Annotated in this window: 14 protein-coding genes; 5 read left to right on the top strand and 9 right to left on the bottom strand. The window is 39.8% G+C overall.

Going from position 1 to position 18,251, the window contains the following annotated elements:
• The first annotated feature begins 22 nt into the window (after nucleotides 1–22).
• Together greA and ACNSN2_RS08305 are read left to right on the top strand one after the other, a co-directional pair.
• Nucleotides 23–499, top strand: coding sequence for a transcription elongation factor GreA (greA, locus tag ACNSN2_RS08310; protein ID WP_010388635.1), 477 nt, complete (start codon nucleotides 23–25; stop codon nucleotides 497–499).
• Between the two features lie 169 nt (nucleotides 500–668).
• A complete protein-coding gene (locus tag ACNSN2_RS08305; RefSeq protein ID WP_418606989.1) occupies nucleotides 669–1,727 on the top strand; it encodes a S66 family peptidase in 1,059 nt (352 codons plus the stop codon).
• 45 nt (nucleotides 1,728–1,772) lie between these two features.
• Here ACNSN2_RS08305 and ACNSN2_RS08300 read toward each other — a convergent pair whose 3' ends face one another.
• Nucleotides 1,773–2,429, bottom strand: a complete 657-nt coding sequence (locus ACNSN2_RS08300; RefSeq protein WP_138596657.1) for a nitroreductase family protein — start codon at nucleotides 2,427–2,429, stop codon at nucleotides 1,773–1,775.
• A gap of 127 nt (nucleotides 2,430–2,556) precedes the next feature.
• Here ACNSN2_RS08300 and ACNSN2_RS08295 point away from each other — a divergent pair, with 127 nt between their 5' ends.
• Nucleotides 2,557–3,498 (top strand): LysR family transcriptional regulator, encoded by a 942-nt coding sequence (locus ACNSN2_RS08295; RefSeq protein ID WP_418609056.1) that lies wholly within the window; start codon nucleotides 2,557–2,559, stop codon nucleotides 3,496–3,498.
• 195 nt (nucleotides 3,499–3,693) lie between these two features.
• On the opposite strand, the gene ACNSN2_RS08290 is transcribed toward ACNSN2_RS08295, so the two are convergent.
• The 3 genes from ACNSN2_RS08290 to ACNSN2_RS08280 form a co-directional block, all read right to left on the bottom strand.
• Nucleotides 3,694–3,981 carry a hypothetical protein gene (locus tag ACNSN2_RS08290; RefSeq protein ID WP_418606987.1) on the bottom strand — a complete coding sequence of 96 codons (288 nt, stop codon included), beginning with the start codon at nucleotides 3,979–3,981 and terminating at the stop codon, nucleotides 3,694–3,696.
• A 216-nt stretch (nucleotides 3,982–4,197) separates the two neighbouring features.
• The gene (locus tag ACNSN2_RS08285; RefSeq protein WP_418606985.1) at nucleotides 4,198–7,350 is read right to left on the bottom strand and encodes an efflux RND transporter permease subunit; all 3,153 of its coding nucleotides are present in this window, start codon (nucleotides 7,348–7,350) and stop codon (nucleotides 4,198–4,200) included.
• A gap of 3 nt (nucleotides 7,351–7,353) precedes the next feature.
• Nucleotides 7,354–8,526 (bottom strand): efflux RND transporter periplasmic adaptor subunit, encoded by a 1,173-nt coding sequence (locus ACNSN2_RS08280; protein ID WP_418606983.1) that lies wholly within the window; start codon nucleotides 8,524–8,526, stop codon nucleotides 7,354–7,356.
• Nucleotides 8,527–8,697: 171 nt separating this feature from the next.
• On the opposite strand from ACNSN2_RS08280, the gene ACNSN2_RS08275 reads away from it, so the two are divergent.
• Nucleotides 8,698–8,961 carry a YkgJ family cysteine cluster protein gene (locus ACNSN2_RS08275; protein ID WP_041708812.1) on the top strand — a complete coding sequence of 88 codons (264 nt, stop codon included), beginning with the start codon at nucleotides 8,698–8,700 and terminating at the stop codon, nucleotides 8,959–8,961.
• Nucleotides 8,962–9,477: 516 nt separating this feature from the next.
• Here ACNSN2_RS08275 and ACNSN2_RS08270 read toward each other — a convergent pair.
• Nucleotides 9,478–11,331 carry a TonB-dependent receptor plug domain-containing protein gene (locus tag ACNSN2_RS08270; protein ID WP_418606981.1) on the bottom strand — a complete coding sequence of 618 codons (1,854 nt, stop codon included), beginning with the start codon at nucleotides 11,329–11,331 and terminating at the stop codon, nucleotides 9,478–9,480.
• Nucleotides 11,332–11,533: 202 nt separating this feature from the next.
• Between ACNSN2_RS08270 and ACNSN2_RS08265 the strand changes: the two genes are divergently transcribed.
• Nucleotides 11,534–12,037 (top strand): peptide-methionine (S)-S-oxide reductase, encoded by a 504-nt coding sequence (locus ACNSN2_RS08265; protein ID WP_418606979.1) that lies wholly within the window; start codon nucleotides 11,534–11,536, stop codon nucleotides 12,035–12,037.
• Between the two features lie 885 nt (nucleotides 12,038–12,922).
• Here the strand turns inward: ACNSN2_RS08265 and ACNSN2_RS08260 are convergent.
• The 4 genes from ACNSN2_RS08260 to ACNSN2_RS08245 all read right to left on the bottom strand — a co-directional run bounded on the left by ACNSN2_RS08260 (nucleotide 12,923) and on the right by ACNSN2_RS08245 (nucleotide 18,194).
• Nucleotides 12,923–13,474 carry a DUF4136 domain-containing protein gene (locus ACNSN2_RS08260; RefSeq protein WP_138621251.1) on the bottom strand — a complete coding sequence of 184 codons (552 nt, stop codon included), beginning with the start codon at nucleotides 13,472–13,474 and terminating at the stop codon, nucleotides 12,923–12,925.
• 105 nt (nucleotides 13,475–13,579) lie between these two features.
• Nucleotides 13,580–16,372, bottom strand: a complete 2,793-nt coding sequence (locus ACNSN2_RS08255) for an ATPase (RefSeq protein WP_418606978.1) — start codon at nucleotides 16,370–16,372, stop codon at nucleotides 13,580–13,582.
• A complete protein-coding gene (locus tag ACNSN2_RS08250; protein WP_010388659.1) occupies nucleotides 16,369–16,917 on the bottom strand; it encodes a condensin complex protein MksE in 549 nt (182 codons plus the stop codon). The genes ACNSN2_RS08255 and ACNSN2_RS08250 overlap by 4 nt, the downstream gene beginning before the upstream one ends.
• 5 nt (nucleotides 16,918–16,922) lie before the next feature.
• Nucleotides 16,923–18,194, bottom strand: coding sequence for a hypothetical protein (locus ACNSN2_RS08245; RefSeq protein ID WP_010388660.1), 1,272 nt, complete (start codon nucleotides 18,192–18,194; stop codon nucleotides 16,923–16,925).
• Nucleotides 18,195–18,251 lie beyond the last annotated feature (57 nt).

Genomic DNA, 18,251 nt, shown 5'->3' with positions numbered 1-18,251 from the left:
CTTGGGATTAAGTGAGAAAAGTATGCAATCAATTCCAATGACAGTTCGTGGCGCAAAATTATTGCGCGATGAGCTTAACGAATTAAAAACTGTTACCCGTCCAAAAATTGTATCTGATATTGCTGATGCACGTGAACACGGTGACTTAAAAGAAAATGCTGAGTATCACGCTGCGCGTGAGCAACAGGGTTTTTGTGAAGGCCGTATTCAAGAAATTGAAGCAAAACTTTCAAACATGCAGATGATTGACGTAACAAAGATGCCTAATACAGGTAAAGTGATTTTTGGGACTACAGTAACCATCGTTAATGTTGAAACCGACGCTGAAGTTAAATATCAGATTGTTGGCGATGATGAAGCAGATATTAAAAGTAATTTAATTTCTGTTAATTCACCAATTGCTCGCGGCTTAATTGGTAAACAAGCGGATGACGCTGTGATTATCAAAACGCCAAAAGGTGATGTAGAGTACGAAATCATTGAGGTTGAGTATATTTAATTAGTTAACTCACTTTAACGTTTTATAAAAACCAGTGCTTAGTAATAAGCACTGGTTTTTTTATGCTTGGTTTTTATATTTGGTTTAGAATCGGTTGAATATTATTCATTGTTTGTAAATGTAGGCTATGTTGTTATGGTAGTAACCTATTCTTCAATAAGGAAATAATATGGCAAATATACTGTATCCGGCACCTTTAACAGTGGGATCTAAAATCGCCGTGTGTTCTTTATCAGCGGGGATCAAATCAAAATACCATCCACGGTTAGATATTGTCATTAATGGCTTAAAACATCGAGGTTATCAGATTGTTGAGGGGGAGTTTTTACGTCAAAACGAGCCGCGAACTCAACTTACAGCTAAGCAGCATGCCAAGCAATTAATGGACTTTTTATTAGATGATGAAATAGATGCGATCATGCCGCCAATGGGCGGAGAGCTGGCAATGGAAATATTGCCTCTGCTTGATTTTAGCGCAATTAAAAACGCTAAACCTAAATGGTTAGTGGGCTATTCAGATGTCAGTACGATTGCTTGTGCACTGACAGCAAAATGTAATTGGGCAACACTGCATAGTGCTAATTTAATTCAATTACACCCTGATGAAAAAGACCCGTATTGTTTACAAATTTTTGAAAGCCTAAGCTATGAGGCTAGCAGTGAGTTTGAGCAAGCCCCCTCGACTAACCATCAACATAGCAAGCCTGATTACGCACAAAACCCGAATGCATTATTTGATCACAGCGTTCCCACACAATGGCAATGTTTAAATTACACCGATAAGCGCAGTATTGAAATGTCAGGGCGGTTGTTTGGTGGGTGTCTTGATACGGTTGGGCTGTTACTTGATTCGCCTTTTTTAGCTCTGCATGAGTTTAAAAAGCACAATGCCTCGCAAGGTATTGTACTTTATTTAGAAAGCTCAGAGCTCACGCCAGCGACCGTTGCAAGGTTTTTATTGTCACTTAAATTAGCGGGCATGTTTGATGATATAAATGGGGTGATTATTGGTCGTCATGTGACCTTACAAGGGCAAGACCCAGGGTTTGATTATCGCCAAGGCTTAAATGCCGCTTTTGGTGGGTGTTTATTTCCGGTGATCATTGATGCTGATATTGGCCACATTCCTCCTAATTTAAACTTAGTTAATGGTGCATTATGCACTGTTACCGCAGATGTTGAACAAGGCAAAGTGCTCAGTGCATCTGTGGTCACAAAACTAGCCTAGTAATAATAAACTGCTCACTTACTATTTAAAGTGAGCAGTTATGACTTATAAAACCTGAATAATTTGTTCTTTGCTTAAACGTGATTTTGGCAGTTTAGCATTGTAGTCTTCTTCTGCGTCATGGTAGCCCAGCGCAAGTGCGACATCACAGATGTAGCCGTCTAATTCGCTTGCGAACTCCTCACCAATCAGTTGTGCATCAACGCCTTCCATCGGTGTGGTATCAATCCCTAAGCGTGCTGCTGCATGCATAGTATTGCCTAAAGCAATGTAGGTTTGTGCTTTAGTCCAGGCGGCATTATTACCCTGCTCATCGGTATTTAAATCCACAAACGCAAAGGCGCCAAAAGCTTGCTCGCGGTTTTCTGTTTGAGTTCGGCCATTTTTTATATCAGCATCAATTACTTGGCCATAGTTTTCACGGGTATATTGCGGATTATGAGCGAATAAAATAATGTGTGATGCCGCTTTAATGTGTGGCTGATTAAATTGAAACTTATTAGCAAAGGTACTGTGCATACGCTCTTTTGCGGCATCAGATTCAATCACAATAAATTTCCAAGGCTGTGAATTAATTGACGAAGGAGAAAGACGCATAGCATTATACAATACCGCTAAATCGTCTTGAGAAATACGCTTTGTAGAATCATAACGTTTAGCGGTGTGGCGGCTTTCAAGATCGCGAATAATAGGGTGAGTCATAGTCTCTCCATAATAAAAAAGGGCTGATAAATAGTGTTCATTGAGTGTATGAGCAGCATAATACAATTTGCTTTATTTAAAATAAACAGCATAATTATTGAATCATTATCAAATAAAAATAGATAATATGCAGGTTGATGACTTAAAACTGATTTTAAAAGTAGCTGAGTGTCGAAGCATTACGCTAGCAGCAGCCAAGTTAGATATGCGCACAGCAACGGCCAGTGCTGCTATTAAGCGTGTAGAGTTGGCACTTGGCTGTGAATTATTTATTAGAACCACTCGTCATTTGCGTTTATCTAGTGCAGGGGAGCGATACATTCCCCAATGCGAACAAGCTTTGGCCGTGCTTGAAACGGCAAGGCAAAACCTTAAAGGAGAACATGATGCCATTGAAGGGGAGTTACGGGTAGCTACCTCATCTGATTTAGGGCGCAACTTAGTGATCCCTTGGATTGATGAAGTCATGGATAAGTACCCAAGCGTGAGCTTGCGTACGCACATTAGCGACAGTAATATCGACTTTTATCGCGATTCGGTTGATATAGCACTACGTTATGGCTCACCCAGTGATAGTAGTGTATATGGATTTAAAATTTGCAACGTACCGCGACTACTCTGTGCTACACCTACCTATTTAGCTAAATATGGTGAGCCAGAGCACCCAGATGATTTAGCGCAGCATCACGGATTATTTTACCAGCTGCAAGATATTATCAATAATGTGTGGGAATTTACCGACGGGCAAAAAAAATACAAAGTTAAAATGCAGGGCAGACGAGCTTCAAACGATGGCGATTTAGTCAGGCGTTGGTGTGTTGCAGGTAAAGGTTTAGCAGTTAAATCAGCGTTAGATATTGCCGATGACTTATTAAACAAACGGGTTGTTACTGTGATGAATAATTACCAGCATACCTGTGGTGAGCTGTGGCTCATTTGCCCAAGCAGGCAATCGATTACTCCGGCTGTACGACTATTGCGTGATGTGTGCAGAGAAAAAACCGCTCACATATTGAATCAGCTAGTAAAGCAGGGGATTGTTGATAAACGTATATTAATTAACGAGTAACAAATACACGTTTAGTAACGTTAACTTAAATAGTTTTTAAAAAACGCCAATTAAACCCTTTATGAGGAATATGTTTAGGCTGAGGGAGGCACTTAGCTGTACCTTTCCTAAATATGATTATTAAATATCATCACGTAAAAGGCATAAAAACGAGTAATTTATTGTATTCATCATAGGATATTTTTAATTACACAGTTATATGTTGAGTAACATAGATAAAGCTAACCCAGTAATGAGTAATAAAAATCCGATAATTTGTGTAGCTATATCTCTTTTGCGAACAAGGGTTTGTGCTATAGGGCTAGTTAGTTTACGAGTAAGAAAGTTTGCAGGGATTAAGCGAATGCTTGCAAAGCCCATAAAACAAAAGCCAAAACCAATGAGAAAGCTCGAATAGGTGGAGTTAATAATGCCACCAGTAAACGTAAATAAAGCGATCAAATAAAGTAACATACTTGGCCAATGTATTACTCTTTTATTCATAGTCAGTCCCTGATAATCCTTCATCAAATCCGAGTAAAAAATCTAACCCTACAAATGCAAAAGAAATAGTTATTGCACCTAATAGCATTAAATTGCGGTTGTTCTTTTTGTAACCCAAAGTAGTCAATATGGCAAATAGTTGAATGCTATTTTTTAACTATAAATAAAAAGCTCGGCATAATAATGCCGAGCTTTTTTGGTTGGGATTTTACTTAATTAACTATTGGTCGTTGCTGGTTGGCCATCGACGATAGGGTCTTTACCGCGCCACTTTCGAATTATGCGTTTTGTATCCTCAAGCGCAACATACTGACACGGTATAAGAATAAGCGTAATTACTGTGGCAAACAGGACACCAAAGGCGAGTGATACGGCCATAGGTATTACAATTTTTGCTTGTAAACTGGTTTCCATAATAATGGGCATTACGCCAATAAAAGTAGTAACAGAGGTTAGTAATATCGCTCTAAAGCGACGCGCTCCGGCTTGCATTACCGCTTCTTTTATTGCCACACCTTCTGCACGGGCTTTGTTTACAAAATCCACCATAACAAGTGAATCATTAACCACTATACCGGCTACAGCGATAATGCCGAACATTGATAGCCCGCTCATGGTCATACCTAAAGCCATATGACCGAACATAGCACCCACAACACCAAATGGGATCACCGACATAATAATCAGTGGCTGAGAATATGAGCGAAGCGGGATGGCCAGTAGCGCAAAAATAATCATTAATGAGATTGCAAAATCACGTAGTTGTTCATTCGCACTTTCCATCTCTTCTTGAATACGCCCAGCCACATTACTTTTTACACCAGGGTAGTTTTTAAGAAGTGCAGGTAAGTAAACATCACGAATTTCTTGTGCAATAGCAAATGGCTCTACTTCGTCGCTATTGACCGCAGCCCATACATTAACAGTACGATTTGAGTTTTCACGTCTGATACTGCTTACGCCGTCAACTAGCTTGACTATAGCTATTTCACTCAAAGAAACTTCAGCGCCCGCAGGAGTGATAATACGCGTATCTTGAATGTTGCTAATAGAGTTGCGCTCGCTTTGCGGGTAGCGAATCATTACTTTGATTTCTTCACCTTCACGTAAAATACGCTGTGCTTCAAGGCCGTAATAACTAAAACTAACTTGAGAGGCCACATCAGCTAGGGTTAAGCCCATACTGTAAGCAAGTGGTTTTAAATCAAGTTGTACTTCGTCGGTGGCACTTTGCAGTGAGTCATTTACATCACCCACGCCTTCCATACTTTGTAACTTAGCTTTTAGTTTGCTAGATACTTCTTTTAGCTCGTCGGCATTTTTTCCTTCGAGTCTAAAGCTAACGTCGCCATCATCACGACCACCACCAAAAATACTATCTTGAATAGTGAGTGTTTTAAGCCCCGGTAGCGGCGGCATTTTTTCACGCCACATAGTGCTTAGCTCAAACGTATCAATAGGGCGCAAATGAGGCTCTACTAAAATGGCCATAATACTCGCATTAGTTCGACCACGCAGACTAACAGACAAATCACGGATCATAGATTGGCCATACTGCTGCTCTAGTTCTTTGTCGACGCTCAGTAAGACATTTTCTATTTTACGCGCTGTTTCAAGGGTTGCTTGCTCAGAAGAGGCAAGGTTCATTTCTAGCGATATACGCGGAAAATCATGCGGAATTTTAGGGTTTGGTACAAATTTAACCATACCACCGGCAAAGAGTCCTGCACTGACGATTAAAATACATAAAAAGCCAATAATCACGGTATAGCGATAATGGATACAACGACCGATAAATGGAGTGTAATAATGTTCAACAAAATGCTTTAAGCCACTATCAACAGCATTACGTAATTTATGTAATGGGTTTTTAGGATTAGGCTTACGCGGGTTCATTGCTGCGATGTGTGCAGGTAAAATTAGTTTTGATTCAATCAGTGAAAAAATTAAGCATAAAATAATTACTACACCAATTGCTTTCGAAAACGCAGCGCTTGGGCCTGAAGCCATTGCTTGAGGTAAAAATGCAGCAATAGTGGTTAGTACACCAAAGGTTGCTGGCATGGCTACACGTTTTACACCACGAATAACGTTGTTAAGTGAGTGCCCATGTTTTTCAATTTCAGCACTGGCCGACTCACCTACAACAATGGCATCATCAACCACAATCCCCAAAACAATAATAAAGGCAAACAAAGACACCATATTAATAGTAATGTCTAAAAAGCCGATAGGCATAAATAAGAATGCCCCTAAGAAAGACACTGGTAGGCCCATCATTACCCAAAACGCTAATCTAAGTGGTAAAAACAGCGCTAATACCAGCATAACTAAAATACCGCCCCACACCATGTTATCGACCATCATGTCGAGGCGACCTTCAAGGTAGTAGGTTAAATCAACGATGGGTGATAACTTAACGCCTGCAGGAAGTTGATCGGCTTTGTCAGCTAGGTATTTTTTAAGGACTTTAGCAACAACGGTAATGTCTTGATCTTTTGAGGCATCAATTTCAAACGACAGTGAATTTTTGCCATTGTATTTAGAATAAAGTAAGCCTTCTTCAAAGCCATCATTAATGGTGGCTACATCGCCTAATTTAATTTGAGCACCGTCTGGTAATGTAATTAGCGGTAACTTTTCAAATTCACCGCCACGATAGGCTTGCTTTTCGACACGCATCGAAATGTAGCCAGTATCAGAGCGAATTTGACCAGCCGACATATTAGTAGAAAAGCTTTGCACCGCATTAGAAACATCTCTAAACGTGAGTCCGTATTCGCGAAGTTTATCAGGGCTAATTTCAATACCAATTTCGTAGTCTAAGCCACTGTAAAAATCAACTAGGTTTACATGAGGAAGGTTTTGTAATTCATCTTTAATATCATTACCAAGTTCTTTTAACTGGTAATAACTCATATCACCATAAAGCGCGAGTATCATTACTTCTTGTTGAAATTTTTCACGCTGAACAACAGGGCGTTCCATACCCGCAGGAAACGTATTAATTGAATCTACTTGCGCTTTTATTTCATCTAGCGCTTCTTTGGCGTCATATTTTTCTTCAATCTCAACCCAGGCTTGTGCATAGCCTCGATTAGAGTAAGTGATTAGACGTTTAATACCTTCGGTACCTTCAAGGTTTTCTTCAATTTTTATAGTAATGCCTTCTTCCACCTCTTGTGGAGCAGCACCAGGGTAAATAGCTTGTATACTTACCCAGTTACTTTCAAATTGAGGAAAGGCTTGTTTACGAATTGTCAGCGCGGTTAACAACCCGCCAATCAAGACAAAAATCATGATTAGGTTAGCAGCAACGGGGTTACGCGCAAACCACGCAATTAACCCTTTTTCATCAGTTGTGGTCATTGCTTACTCTCCCTTTAATGCAAGTTGAGTAACGTCTGGTTTGGTCACAGTGTCTTCAATTTTTACTGCCATTCCTTCACTAGGGTATTCTAGAGCAGAAGTGATCAGTTGCTCTCCCTCTGCTAAGCCCTGATTAGCGATGACCATGCCATCTTGTTCGCGAATAATATTGAGTGTTTTAAATGATAGAGTTAAATCATCGTTTAATACTGCAATTTTATTATTTTTAACCAGATGATGAGGGACGACAATAGCGCCATTAACGGCGCGGCCTTCAATTGTAGCGTTAATGTATGAGCCAAAACGAAGTGGCTGAACCCCTTCATATGGGGTTTGAAGTTGGGCAACCAAATAGCTCATTCGGCTTTTTTGATCAATCACACCTTCGCTACGTACCACTTTAGCCTGCCATGTGGTTTCTTTACCTGCATATTGCGCATTAAATTCAACTGTTGCACCTATACCACCATTATTGAGGTATTGCAGCTCTTTATCGGCAACAGGTAAACGCACCTCAGCGACTTCAGTTGAACTAAGTGAACCAAAGCTATTACCAGGATTAACTACCGAGCCTAAACTAATGCTGCGCTCGTTTATAATCGCATCGTAGGGGGCTTTAATATATGTGCGTTCTAAATTACGTTTAGCACGTTTTACACTTGCTTGTGCTGAGCGATATCGGGCCATTTTTTCAGCTAATTGCGGTTTACGTAAATACAGTGCTGATGCGGTAACATCGCTTGAGTCTGCTTTTATGCGTTCCCATTCGGCTTTAGCTACATGTGCTTGAGCACGTTCAATCTCAAGCGCTGAACTTGCTTGGGCAAGGCCAGCTTCTGCTTCAATTAAATCAGCTTCGTAATCATTTGGATCAATTCGTGCTAAAATGTCGCCTTGCTTTACAAAGGCACCTTCAACAAATTGTCCTGCAACTGAAATAACTTGGCCACTCACCTGAGCAATCAATTCAGTGCGGTCTTTTGGTTGTACAATACCGTACGACTTTACATCGAGGGTAATTGCATCAAGGTGAACTGGTTGTGCTGCAACCAAAGGACGCATGTCTTGGGGGGGCTTTTCTTCAGGTGGCTTTTTCATTGCAGAAAAGCCTGCTGCGAGGCCAATGCCACCAACAAGGACCGCGATCGGAAGTATTATTTGTTTTTTAGTCGCCACAGGGCATTCCTTCATAAATTGTGCTGATGGACTAATGATACGCAATAAAGTGTTTACAGTGTATTTGAAGATGTAACAAGTCATTGCACAAGGCGGTTACAAATAGAACGAAACACGCTATTTATGTACAAAGCAGCAACAAAACAATTGAAATTTATTACTGAGGTTAGAATGAAAACACAATCAATGGCGTGCCGTTTAGGCTGTGGAGCATGTTGTATTGCGCCGAGTATTAGCTCGCCAATTCCAGGTATGCCAAACGGTAAAAAGGCCGGAGAACGTTGTATTCAGCTGGATGAACGAAATTTATGCAAGCTATTTGGTGATGAGTCGCGCCCAAAAGTGTGCAGTGACTTTAGTGCCACGTTAGATGTATGCGGGACAACCAATGAACAAGCATTAACGTTAATTACCGAATTAGAGCAATTAACCTAATTTATTGTATTAAATACACATATATTTACAATTAATACGTTTGAAAAGTGTTGATAACCTGAACTCCGGATAATAAATCCATCTCAAGCAGCTATTTTCAGCGCTAACTGCGTTGAATTTACTTGCAATAGGCTAGCTATTGACGCGTAATTTCGCCTTGTTTTCACTAAAAATCTCTAGCTTGAGAAAATAAACATAAATATCATTTTGATTCAATATGTTAGTAAATCTCTTAACCAGAGTTCAGGTTAGATACTTACTTTGTGTTTCTAAAAGTAGTACTGAGAGAGTGCAATTAAGTATCCACTAAGCATTGTCGCTAGTGTTACCTCATTCACTTCTCTTTGCTCATACTATTTCAATTATGCATGTACACAGAGGAGGGGATTCTGCGCTTTTAGAATACTTAGGGAGGGCTGCGAAATGAAGTTTCTAATTCAGCTTTCTACTGTTCTGTTTCTTATTTTAATTAAAAAACAAGCTCAGCGTGGAGTAAGCCCTCGCTGAGCGATAAAGTTACCAGCTATACGTGGCACTTAGCGTATATTGCTCGCCGCGACCAGGTGTACCTGGAATTTCTTCAAACGACTCATCCCATAAGTTATCAGCCGCAAGACTAATAAAGAAGTTAGGCACAGCTGGTGGAGTTATTTTTAACGTCAGCTGAGTAAATAGCGCTTCGTCACCTGAACGGCGCAGCGCATTTTTATGCTGTTTACGCCATTCATTATCTACTCGAAATTCTAATATATCCGTCGGATTCCAAATCGCACCGAGTGTTACACGATGATCAGGAAAGTTTAAGGCATAAAAGCTAGCATCAATATTTTCAGCGCCGTAGGTTTCTGTTTTATGTAAGTACGCATAGCTGGCAATAATTTCTGCGTTATCAAATTGCTTTGTGGCTAAAAACTCAAGGCCTGTGGTATCAATATCAACAGGCTGTGCAAATCGTGCAGAGCTTGAATCAAAGTTAAATGTCCAATCGGTTAGGTTGTTATCTTTACGATAAAAAAGCGCTGAATTAAGTTGCCAGCTTTGTTGCTCAAGCAATAAGCCCAGCTCTAAGCTTTTGGTGGTTTCACGTTCAAGGTTAGCGTTACTTCTAAACAAACCACCAGACTCACTGCCACCAATGGCGGTGTAGCCTGCTACTTGGCTTGCCTCGGCATACGATAAATACAATGTACGCTCAGTGCCATCGTTATTTTGGGTATTGAAACTAACATCACCAATCAGTGATAGCTCAGAATCATCACGACTGGTGTTATCAAATGCAGCCCCTAAACGCAACCTTAGTTGCTGATCACTTGCAAGTGATGCTGTGTACTCTGGTAATACACTAAGCTTAAAGTAGTTACGTGAAGTGAAATTATTTTCAAGGGTAGTGGAGTCAATACTGTCTTCTATATATTGCGCCGAGTAATTAACCGCAACTGACTTTGTTTGCGCATGACGACCTGAAATAGCCAATGATTTTACTTGTGTTTCATGAAATGCTTGGAACGCGCTTGGGTTTTCTCTTGAATAGACATAATGGTCGTTATGCTTGCGGTAATAAGCCGATACTTCAAATTCACTGTTGGTAGCATAGGCTTGTTTATGGTTGAGCATCCATAATTGAGTTTCTAAGTCTTCGGTTTCATTTACACCAAATGGGGTATAAAGGTTTGGCCAACCAAAAAACTTTTCTTGTAAGCCGTAAAATAAATCAGTTTGTGAATCGCTCCCAGTTAACTGCACTCTGCCAGAAGTACGGGTAAAGTCATGATCGCCAAAATCAATTGAACCATCACTTTGTGAGTGCGAATGTTCACCTTCAAAACCAATGCGCCAATTAGCGTTTGCTTCAAGTGGAGTACTCACACCTGCATGAATTGTTTGTAAGTTAAAGTCATTTGAGCCTGCGCCCAAAGAGACACTGCCACCGGTTGTTATTGGTTTCCAAGCAAACGACACAGTACCCACAGAGCTATTCATGCCATAAAGTGCGTTATCGGCTCCTGTTAATACACTAGCACCTGTTAGCATTTGTGGTGCAATAGGAATTTCTGCAAAATAGTGACCAGATTGCGGGTCGAGTAGAGTTGCACTGCCGGCTCTAAAGCCGGTATTTTCAAAAATCCCCCCGCGTATCGTTACATCAGCTTGTGCTTCAGCCATATTGCGTGATTGCAAGTCAACACGCGGGTCGTACTCTAAATTTGAAATAGGCGAATCAAATGTACCAACGGGTAAGGTATTGGCAGTGGGTGACGCTTCAATTGTTATTTGTTCTATGGTTGCTGTTTCTTTACTCTGTTCTGCATAAGCAACAGTCGAAATACTGGCTAGTACAGCCGGTATAATAAGGTGCGGGGCACGATTCATATCATTATTCTCATTTTATGCAATGGCGCTAACAATTAAATACCTATCACTTTTTATCACATGATAAGGTAAGCTCACTAAGCTAGGGTGATTTTGGGCGCTATTGTACATTAATGATAAAAAACTGCATTTGATAATCAAACCTAGCGTTACAAAATAGTAACTCTGCATCCTATAAATTATTTACATTGGTCACTTTATTATGCAAACACAACAATCGAGTCATTCATTTAATCAGCACACACTTTATTTTGCTGGTGGTTGCTTATGGGGCGTGCAAGAATTTATGAAGTATTTACCTGGAGTAGTGACTACTGAGGCGGGGCGTGCCAATGGCACTAGTAACACAACACAAGGTGAATACGATGGCTATGCCGAATGCGTGAAAGTAACCTTTGATATTCAAGAAGTGACCTTAAATGAATTAATCGGCTATTTTTTTGAGATTATTGACCCATACAGTATCAATAAACAAGGTAACGATGTAGGCGAAAAATACCGTACCGCCATTTTTAGCCAAGAAAGTGATCATTTAAACATCGCCAGAGACTATATTAGCCAGCGTGATGATGCTGAAAAAATAGCGGTACAAGTAGCGCCATTGACTAATTATGTCCCTAGCGATCCCGAGCATCAAGACCGTTTAACCAATCACCCAGATGATTATTGCCATATCCCAGTTGATTTATTGCACAAGTATAAATAACAACTTCATTGGGACGTATTTAAATAAAAAGTGCTGGTAACTAATGAAACTAATTTTTACCTCATTTGTGCTTTTTTTTATTTTTATCAGGCTTTTTCTTCTTTCGCGGGAACATATCTCTAAAAAGATAGGGCACAGCTAAAAAGTAGATCCCAGTTCCTAAATAAAGAAAAAGGTAAAAAAGATAAGTAAACGGCGACGCTGAAAAGAAATAAACGTCAGATTCGACCTGGTAATCTGTTGGGGTCAGAATATAGCCATCATGTATAAATTTTATCGTAAATAGAATAGATAAGAGGCCTAAAGCCCAAAAGACTAAAGAGAATGCGATTCGATTCAATAGCATTCTCGTATTACTTATATCTACATATTTTACTTTTGGTTTCTTATTTTTTGATTGCTTCATTTTGGCCAAAAAAAGTAATAATGATCGCTACCAGTATTCCTACCAAGCCAATGCTTGAAAACATTAGACTGTATTGGTTTTTAATATTGAAGATATTTAATAGGCTGGTTATTAACAATAAAAAAATACCAATAATTTTTATAATCGTGAGTGTTTTATTCAAACAAAACCATGTTTGGCAAGAAGGGCATTGTTTTTCAATAAAAATACTATTTTTGTTAATATTTTTATATCTTTAGCTGCAAAATTACTTTTACAATTTGGGCACGTTTCTTTCATTTTAATCTTTTAATTTATCTCACAACTTTAAACACTAGATTTACTAAACGTCTTATTGATAAAGCTTTATCCTTGTAACATGATAACTATAGCATTGAGCTATCACCTTGTTAATGTGTAACTTATTACTTTATAGGTAAACAGTTTTTAAGCCATAAAAAAGCCCGCAAACATGCGGGCTTTTAAATATTAATTAAAGTTTATTGCTGCGCTTTAGGCGGAAAGTTACTTAAAATATTGGCAACCGTTTCCTTAATAGCGGCTTCACGTTGTGATGGGGTTTGTTTTTTCTTTAAACGACCATCTTTAGCACCACGCCAAATTAATTGGTTTGACTCACGGTCAATAATATCGATAACTAATGTGCCTACTTCATATTCGCGTGCGCTTATATCGTGGTTAAAGCCAGTGCCCCAGTAACCCCAACGTGCACCGTAGCCAACGTTAAAGCTATCAACTTCAAGCTCTTTATCTACACTTGCATGGTAGTTAACAAGTACATCAGCTTGCGCTACGTCAACCAATTGCATACCTAATTGTTGGCTTAGTTGGTTGTTTACCGCATTGCGAACGCGTTTTTCCATCAGCCCACTGATTTGGTAGTTATTCGTGTCTTTGGTTAGACTCGCGTTTTCTACCCAAGCAAACGTTTTGTAGTTACTAAAGTTTGCTGATTTATCGTAATCCCAGTCGGGCGTTTGTGTACAGGCGGTTAGTAATGCCAGTGCTGCGACAATAAATATGTGTTTCATTCCGTTTGCTCCAATAAAGTGCGTTTGTTTAAACTACCATGGGCGAGGGTAATTTAAAATCTATAAAATAAGTGTAACTGGCTAAGATGAATAGCCAATTAATTCTTAGTCTAGCTGAGGAGCTTTATGTTCAACCTCAATCCAATCTTTTTCATCTACCCAGTTTTGTGCACCGTCTTTTACTGAACGAATTGGCACAATATAATCACAACTTATTTGTGGTTTAACCGAGGCAAATATTGGCACAAAGCCAAAGCTCAAGGCGGTTTCTATAATTGCTTTTTGGTTTTGCGGGTCGATATCAGCCGCTTCATCTATATAAATAGGTATACGGTATAAGTTTTGTTCCTGATCGCTTAATAAATAACGAATAAACAACATGCCACATAATAGCTTAATGGTGATACGCGTACCATTTGAGCCAGCCGAGTCTATCTTTTCAAAGTGCTCGGTTTCACCTGCACGGTTAACCACTTCAAAACGAATATCAAACAAATCGGTGAGGGTCAGACCTGCTTTGTCTGAGGCGAGTTTAATTAAATGATCTTTTGCCTCGTTTACCGCGCTCTCGCTGTAAGGTTCTTGGCTGAGTAAATCTAGGGTATCGCCTTGTTCAAATTGGTTAGAGGTACTGATAATAGTATCAATACTATCTACCAACATTTTGCGCGGGATAATATTAATTTTAAACGCTTGCAGGTTTGAAATGCGGTGCTGGCTAATGCCTTTATTAAAGCTATTCATTTCACGGCGTAAGCGGTCTAAATCTTCGCGCAGTCCTTTAATAGTAGCGGCTACTTCGGTGAGGGCAACGCGACCTTGTCGCTCAACTGCATCGCGCTCGTTATCAATGTTATGAAACGCGCTAATAAGCTTTTGATATTTACTAAACTCATCGTTTTCGTTATCAAACTTAGTGATACCGGCATTATAAATATGCATATAGGTATTACGTACATTTATATCGAAGTTCCGTAGCTCTTGGCAGTCCTTATTAAAGTGGTGAATTAAGTCGCTTAAATTATCAAAATCGATTTTTATATCAATCATATAAGGCGTTACTTTACCACTGTATAAATCTAATGTGTGGTCAATACGCTCGGTTTTAACTTGGCGTAAGCGCTCTGTTTGACGATTAATTTGTGCCTGCTTAGATTTAATTAGTGAGCGTCTATCAGCAATTGAGCCACTGTTTTTTTGAATATCTTGTAGGTAATCGTCAACTTGTTCGCGCTCGGCTAAAAGCTGCTCTTTTAGCATTGCTTGGGCGTCAACCGACTGTTGCATCACTTCAAATTGCTCTAAGCGTTTAAGTGCATTTTCTGCACTCATAAGCTCATCGTATAGCGTGTCTTTTTCTTTTTGCTTATCTGCAACATTGGCGGCCACTTCGCGCTGTTGTTTAAACTCTTTTAATGATTGCTCAAGCGCGGTTAACTGAGCGCTCAGTTGCTCTTTATTTTCGCCGCTTTGCATTTGTACTGGTGAGAGCTTTTTAAGTTTAATACTGGCACCAGGTAGGGTGAGTATACCGCCTTTAACATTTTCGCTCAGCTGTGATAAAAATTCACCAAAGGCATCTTCGTCATCAATGGTTATATCGCCATTGCTGGTGGTGGCAAAGGAGAGAAGATCGGGGTTTAATAGCCGCGATATTTCTTCTACTTCTTTCAGTGATAAGTCTTCACGCATACGGGTGAATAAATTAAATTCTAAGTTTTTAAGTTGTAACTTTAAGCTTTTAATTTGTTTTTGTGTTTCACCAATACGGTAATCAAGGGTGTGCAGGCTTTGCCCTTGAGCACTCGTAATAGAATGTGACAACGACTCGTAGTCACTTTTTAACTGCGTTAGGTTGGTTTTGAGAGTGGCTTTATTAACCAGCTCAAATTCACTTTTAAGGGCGTTGAAATCTAAAAACCATTGTTCAATTTGAGTTTGCTTGCGCTCTATATCGCGCGATTGTTGTACGTATAGCCCTTGCTTTTGTTCAAACTCGTGCTTTTCGTGCTCAATGTCTTCAAGGGCGATGTTGAGCTCGCTTAGTTGCTCTTCCTGGTACGTATCAAAATCAATCAGTGCTTGGTCAATTTTTGGCGCATAAGCGGCCAGTTTACCTTTAAGCACGGTTTGGTTTTCAAGCATAGATTCAAGAGCGGCTATGGGCTCTTGCATTGATTCTAGCGCTTTTAATTCACGCTTTGCGCGGTTTACTTTATCAAACGAACGGCGCCAAACCTCGTAAAAGTCGACCTTAGAATTTGACATGTGGCGTTCAAACACACGGAGCATAAAGCGCTTAACGTCGTTTGCGCCTAATTTATGTAAATTAAGAATACGACGAAATATTTCTTTGTATATTGCAGAGTCTTGAACGTTGTTGAGGGGGATCATTTTTAAATTGATCTCACCGTCAAATTGCGTTGCTCCGCCAGTCAGTAGGGCGTTTAATTCTTGTGCCTTAAGCTCTATTGGGTTGAAACCTTGCTGCTTTAAGTGATTAAACAGCTTGGTAAACTTAATAATGGTATTGCCTTGGGTGTACTGGGCTAAATCAAGCTTACCTTGATAGCAAAAGTATTGGTGTGCATAACCGGCAATTTTACCTAAGCCGGCTACGCCAATGACGACTGAGCCATGGGGCAAATCGGCTTGCAATAAAATGTACGATTGATCTGATGAAAAATAAAACTTACGGGTTTCATCTAAATCGTGGCCATCCCACTCGGTTAGGCGTAAATCGTTAATTAGCGGAAATTGCAGTGCATTAATTACTGAGCTTTTACCTGTGTTGTTAGGCGCACAAATCGAGCTACTTTTATCCAGTGGGATCACACATTTTGCATAGCCTGCGGTATTTAGTAGGGCGAGTTTACTCAGTCCGTATAAATTTTTCATTGCTCGTCCTCACTAATAAAGGTCTCTTCGTTTACTTCCATTAAGGCATCAATATAGCGGTGAATAGGGGCTTGCAACATAAAGCCACCTTCTACCTCGCGGGCAAGGCCTAAACGTACCATGCGTAAATACACATCTTTGCGTAAGTCAGAACCCGAGAATATCTCAAGCTGATCGAACAAATGTTTATTAAGCTGTACCAAGGTTTGCATTAGCTCTAAATCGTTTGGCTCGTCAAATAATGCACGCATTGGGTCTTTACCTGTATTGGCAAAATGTTCTATTAAAATGTAAATAGTGAGCGCTACAGCGCGTGAAATCTTACCCATGTTTGGAGTGCTTTCATCACTGGCAAAATAATAAAAACCACGGCTATCGTGTTTTAACTCGTGGCCTAGTGCTGTAAATAAGGCAGTATAAGCGTCTATTTGTTGGTCAAGCTCTTGCCACATTACGGTGTCTTGTTCGCAAATGTGGTAACCGGCGACTAATTTTTTATTAATGGCTTGTAAGTGAGAAAGCTCATCTAAGTTTATATGGGTCATGGTGATTACTCGTGCTCGGCTTTATCAGCCTGAGGCTCTGAATTAAAGGGATATAAATTAAAGTGCTGGCCTGCAATGTTAACGCGGGCTTTCTTATCGCTTTGGCTAATTTCTAGGGTGCTATCGCTTACCAACTTTTGATACAAAAACAGCATTTCATCGGCTTCAAGCTCAGGATAGCTTTCATCTAAAAATTGCAGCAAAGGCTGTGGTTTTTTACGCTGCTTTTTAAAGCGTTTGGTAAATTGCGCTTTTACATCGTGATAGTCAGGAATGTTTGGCGTGACAAACGCGGGCACATCATTTTGTTCTGGTAGCTGATATTCGTGGTGTTCAAACTCAGCTAAGCTTGCCATATAGGCAACAATATGACGCTGTTGACCCAATGAATACTTTTGCGCATCGCTTACAAAATGGGGTTGCACGGCGCTGAGCATATTATCCACCCCGTTTTTACGAATTAGCCCTAATACTTTTGCCGCTTGGCGGGTAATAAGGTTATTACGGCGCAACTCTTCACGCAGTGGCATTAGCATATCGGCACTTTTACGTAAGCTTGTCCGACCAACTAGGTGCATTTCGAGAATACGGGTACGTAATTGCTCAAGCATACGTTTATCACTGTACGCTTTGCCTGAGCGCTCAATATGTTCTATTTGGGTACTAATTTGTTGCTCAATTAGAGTAAAACAGGCATGAAAGTCGCCTCTAATATCGACCATTTCTAGCATGGGTTCTATATATTCATCAAATGCTTCTATCACGGCTTTATAGCGCTTTTGCAGCGATTGCACCGCGTTATTTGATTTGGCTTGCTCAACAATATTTAAAATGGCGTTTTCGTTATGTAAAAACAGCTTAATTATTTTACGAACCCGATCATCCATAATGCGGCTAAAGCGACGTAAATCATCAAAATCTTCCATTTCACCGGCATTAGATAGCCGGTTACCTAAGCGAGCTAAATCATCAACCAATACACTAATTTCTTGTGCTAAGCCTAAATGTTCTTCTTGAAGTAAAAAGGTAGCAAAGTCCGCAATGGCACGGTTAATTTCTAGTTGTGACGATTTAGCCAAGGGAATAATGATTTCTTGATTTAATAACCGATTGGTTTCTTTATAAATACGCTCATTATTCCACGTCGGTTGCTTTTGTTTTATGGCATTTTGTAAATCTTTAATACTAAAGTCGGCCATTTTAAAGCGTTTAAATAATAGCTCTAATACACCCCAATGCTCAGTGAGGGTATTAAGTAGCTTTTTAGCTGGGATCATAAGGCGTTACAACATCCTAGTATTCGTTATTTTATATTTCTTGAACTTATATGGTAT

Source organism: Pseudoalteromonas sp. US3C1013, assembly GCF_048401115.1.
Classification (GTDB): domain Bacteria; phylum Pseudomonadota; class Gammaproteobacteria; order Enterobacterales; family Alteromonadaceae; genus Pseudoalteromonas; species Pseudoalteromonas undina.
The sequence above is the reverse complement of the archived record's forward strand: the minus strand, read 5'-3'. Positions and strand labels throughout refer to the sequence as shown.